Raw genomic sequence first — 3011 nt, 5'->3', positions numbered from 1 at the left:
GGGGTTAAACTTAAGGTCGAAGACCACGGGCGCGTCTTTCCGGCCAGCGACAAATCACGAACTATAATCGAGGCTTTGGAAAAGAAAATTACTGAGCTAGGCGGTCAAGTCGCTACTCAAACCGAAATTGTTTCGGTTAAAAAGATAGACGACCAGTTTGTCCTTAAGTCCGCAGACCAAAGCTTCACTTGTGAGAAACTCATTGTCACAACTGGTGGTAAATCTTATCCTTCTACTGGTTCGACTGGTTTTGGACATGAGATTGCCCGTCATTTTAAACACACCATTACCGAACTTGAGGCTGCTGAAAGTCCATTATTAACGGATTTTCCACACAAAGCACTTCAGGGGATTTCACTAGACGATGTGACCTTAAGCTATGGAAAACATGTCATCACTCACGATCTGCTTTTTACCCACTTTGGTTTGTCTGGCCCTGCTGCCCTGCGTATGTCTAGCTTTGTCAAGGGTGGGGAGGTTCTCTCACTGGATGTTTTCCCTCAACTTTCTGAGAAGGACTTGGCTGCATTCCTAGAAGAAAATCGTGAAAAATCCTTGAAAAACGCTTTAAAAACTTTGCTTCCAGAACGCTTGGCAGAATTTTTTGTGCAAGACTATCCTGAAAAAGTCAAACAGTTGACTGAAAAGGAACGTGACCAGCTTGTCCAATCTATCAAGGCTCTCAAAATTCCTGTAACTGGTAAAATGTCTCTTGCCAAGTCATTTGTTACCAAGGGTGGCGTCAGTCTTAAGGAAATCAACCCTAAAACCCTTGAAAGTAAGCTGGTACCTGGACTCCACTTTGCTGGCGAGGTACTAGATATCAATGCCCACACTGGTGGCTTTAACATCACTTCTGCCCTCTGCACTGGTTGGGTGGCGGGATCAAACCCAATCTAAATCTGAATTATTTAATGGCTAAATCAGCCCCAAAAGAAAGGAAGTCCTTTGGAACATATTATCTTGTTAAGGGGAGTTACTCCTAATGGAAAAAATGCTATCCCTAAAATGTCTTATCTAGTAGATATCTTAACAGAAGCCGGTTTTCAACAAGTTCGAACCTATATTCAAAGTGGTAATATCATTCTTGAAAGTAACTTAGCCTTAGAAAAAATACGAGAACAGGTTCATACTCTAATAAAGAAAAAGATTGGAGCCGATCTCAAAATAATCATTAAGAATAAGGATATTTTTAAAAACATTGTCCAAGAAAACCCTTTTGGAGAACACTATCTTTATGACCGTATACACGTGATTTTTTATCAAGAATCCATTCAAAGTCTCCCTTTAGAAAAATTGAAAATTGATTACGGTGAAGAAGAAATTTGTATCGGTAACCATTGTCTTTACCTCTATCTCCCTAGAACTGCAAAACAAAAGAAACTCCATACCAACTATCTTGAAAAGCTTTTTAATGTAGGTTTGACCATGCGAAAGCTAAATGTAGTAGAAAAATTATTAAGCAAGTAGTGCTTGAATTTAGTAAAAATCGGAAGAATACTCCTCCGATTTTATTTTGTCTGAGTTTGGACATAGTGGGCAATCACATCTGATGTGTACTGGGCAATGCCAGTTCCAAATTTATCAATGTTTTCCTTAAACTCTGGGTTGTAGACGTAGCCTTTACCGATATGACCGAATACCTCAATAGAGCAGTCAAATCCATAAGTACGAATAGCTTGCAAGAGCTTAGCAGCTTCTTCTTGGTTTTCAGTTGCTGTTACAGGCAGACCAGCTTGAAGATTTTGTGCTAAGACTTGAAAAACTTGGTTGAAGGCAGCCGTAGCTTCGTCTTCGTGACCTTTTTGGCGCTCTAACGCTTGGTCCATGACTTCTTGTCCATATTTCTCTACCGCCTCTTGGTGGTATTTTTGATGGTCTTGGTAGTTAAATCCAGCAAATTTCTCTTGAATGCTCATTTCTCTTTCTCCTTTTTGTTCTTGAATGGTTTTTTGCAAGGTGGAAATCAAGGTATCCAGATGTTCCCTTTCTCGAGTCAAATACTCCAACTGCCTAGTCAAATGGGGCAATAAATCTGTCCTTTCTTCCTTTAACAGCTCTGCTATTTTTTCTAAAGAAAAACCTAGATATTTGTAATACAGAATGACCTGAAGTCGCTCCAAATCCTCTTGACTGTAGGTTCGATAGCCGTTTTCAGACTTTAAAGGAACCAAAAGTCCTATCTTATCGTAGTGGCGTAGGGTCTTGACAGAGACGCCCGAAAGCTGGGCAGCTTCTTTTATATGGTACATGATTTCCTCCTTATACTCAATGAAAATCAAAGAGCAAACTAGGAAGCTAGCCGCAGGTTGCTCAAAGCACAGCTTTGAGGTTGCAGATAAAACTGACGTGGTTTGAAGAGATTTTCGAAGAGTATTACATTGATAGTATAACCCCTCCCCCTAGGTCAGAGTCAAGCATTTTTGCGAAATTTTTTACTTTATCATAACATGAAAATGGTTTTCTTGACAGACCTTAGAAAACATGATAGGATAGTCAAGTCTATCAATCAAAAGAAACGCTCATTTTGAGTACTTATGAGGCTATTTGCCAAGGGCAGTAGCTTTTTCTTTTGTAACACTAATTTTAGGAGTTTAACTATGTCTGAAAAATCGCAATGGGGTTCTAAACTGGGCTTTATCCTAGCATCTGCTGGTTCAGCTATCGGACTTGGTGCCGTTTGGAAATTCCCCTACATGACTGCTGCTAACGGTGGAGGAGGCTTTTTACTGGTCTTTCTCATCTCCACTATTCTAATCGGTTTCCCCCTTTTGCTTGCAGAATTTGCCCTCGGCCGAAGCGCTGGTGTCTCAGCTATCAAAACCTTTGGAAAACTGGGCAAGAATAGCAAGTACAACTTTATCGGTTGGATTGGTGCCTTTGCCCTCTTTATCCTCTTATCTTTCTACAGCGTTATTGGAGGATGGGTCTTCATTTATTTAGGTATCGCTATCGGTAAAGCTCTCCACCTAGGCATTACCAATGACTATGCTCAGCTCTTTACCGATATT

Annotated in this window: 4 protein-coding genes; 3 read left to right on the top strand and 1 reads right to left on the bottom strand. The window is 40.4% G+C overall.

Annotated elements, in window-relative coordinates:
* Positions 1-900: aminoacetone oxidase (locus SMIDD26_RS04810; protein ID WP_246746913.1), on the top strand; the 900-nt coding region annotated here is incomplete at its 5' end.
* Positions 901-948: 48 nt separating this feature from the next.
* Complete coding sequence (locus tag SMIDD26_RS04805) at positions 949-1470, top strand: DUF1697 domain-containing protein (RefSeq protein WP_061439257.1); 522 nt, start codon at positions 949-951, stop codon at positions 1468-1470.
* A gap of 41 nt (positions 1471-1511) precedes the next feature.
* Here SMIDD26_RS04805 and SMIDD26_RS04800 read toward each other — a convergent pair whose 3' ends face one another.
* Positions 1512-2252, bottom strand: coding sequence for a MerR family transcriptional regulator (locus SMIDD26_RS04800; RefSeq protein WP_061439256.1), 741 nt, complete (start codon positions 2250-2252; stop codon positions 1512-1514).
* Between the two features lie 348 nt (positions 2253-2600).
* Here SMIDD26_RS04800 and SMIDD26_RS04795 point away from each other — a divergent pair.
* Positions 2601-3011, top strand: a 411-nt coding sequence (locus SMIDD26_RS04795; RefSeq protein WP_167747483.1) for a sodium-dependent transporter, incomplete at its 3' end; no start/stop codon positions are given.

Source organism: Streptococcus mitis (assembly GCF_001579035.1).
Lineage (GTDB): Bacteria > Bacillota > Bacilli > Lactobacillales > Streptococcaceae > Streptococcus > Streptococcus mitis_J.
This window is presented reverse-complemented; position numbering and strand designations above follow the sequence as displayed.